This is a genomic window from Actinospineispora eucalypti, assembly GCF_039543365.1.
Lineage (GTDB): Bacteria > Actinomycetota > Actinomycetes > Mycobacteriales > Pseudonocardiaceae > Pseudonocardia > Pseudonocardia eucalypti.
In genome coordinates this window covers 1-723 of record NZ_BAABJP010000079.1, presented here as the reverse complement: position 1 = coordinate 723, position 723 = coordinate 1, and the positions used below count along the sequence as shown (strand labels likewise).

Below are 723 nucleotides of genomic sequence, written 5' to 3'. Positions count from 1 at the left end.
CCCCGGTGCCGCGCCGGTGTTCCATGGTCACACGATGTTGGGTGCTCAGGCTGGTTTGAACTCTGGTCGTGCCGCGTCGCAGTTGATGGGTCTGTTCGGTGTTCGGCCGGGTGATCTGCTCAGTGTGGTGGGTTTGTTCGGTGCGCAGATCCGTCACCCCGGTGGCGACGAGCCGGAGTCGGCGGCGGCGTTGCTGGATCCGGCGTGGTCGGCGGCGCTGGAAGACTTCCTCGCTCAGCATTTCACCGACGAGCACGCCGCCGCTGGTATCGAGATCATCCGCAAGCTTGGCCCGCACGGCGAGCTGTTGATGATCGCTTACGACTGGATTCACGCCCCGGCGGCGACCAAGGCGCGGGCCACCGAGCTGGGTCTGGCGTTGCGTGCGGCGGCGGAGAACGACCCCCGCTTCGTCGTCCAGGCCGGCGCGGACGTGTTCGACCTGACCCATCCGGCGGTGCCGGCGTCGAAGATCACCGGGTTCGCCAGGTTGGTCGCGGCGCTGCCGGAGGGTGTGCGGCCGATCATTGTTTACGGCGGGGACTCCGGCAGCGACTTCAACGCGATCAAGGACGCCCTGCAGATCGCCGCCGGTGAGTTGCCGGCAAGCCTGGCGCATCTGCGGGAGCTGTTCGACGCCGTGGTCGACCGGTGGGCCACCGAGAACGACATCATCTCGGTCGCGGTCGCCGGCCCGCACACCTCGGCGGCGTTCACCGACGC

At 68.3% G+C, this 723-nt stretch carries 2 protein-coding genes; one reads left to right on the top strand and one right to left on the bottom strand.

The genetic code is table 11. From position 1 onward, the window contains the following. Positions 1-298 (bottom strand): hypothetical protein (locus tag ABEB12_RS42005; RefSeq protein WP_345703610.1); only part of this gene is annotated, 298 nt, incomplete at its 3' end. Between the two features lie 12 nt (positions 299-310). Between ABEB12_RS42005 and ABEB12_RS42000 the strand changes: the two genes are divergently transcribed. Further along, positions 311-723 (top strand): hypothetical protein (locus tag ABEB12_RS42000; protein ID WP_345703609.1); only part of this gene is annotated, 413 nt, incomplete at its 3' end.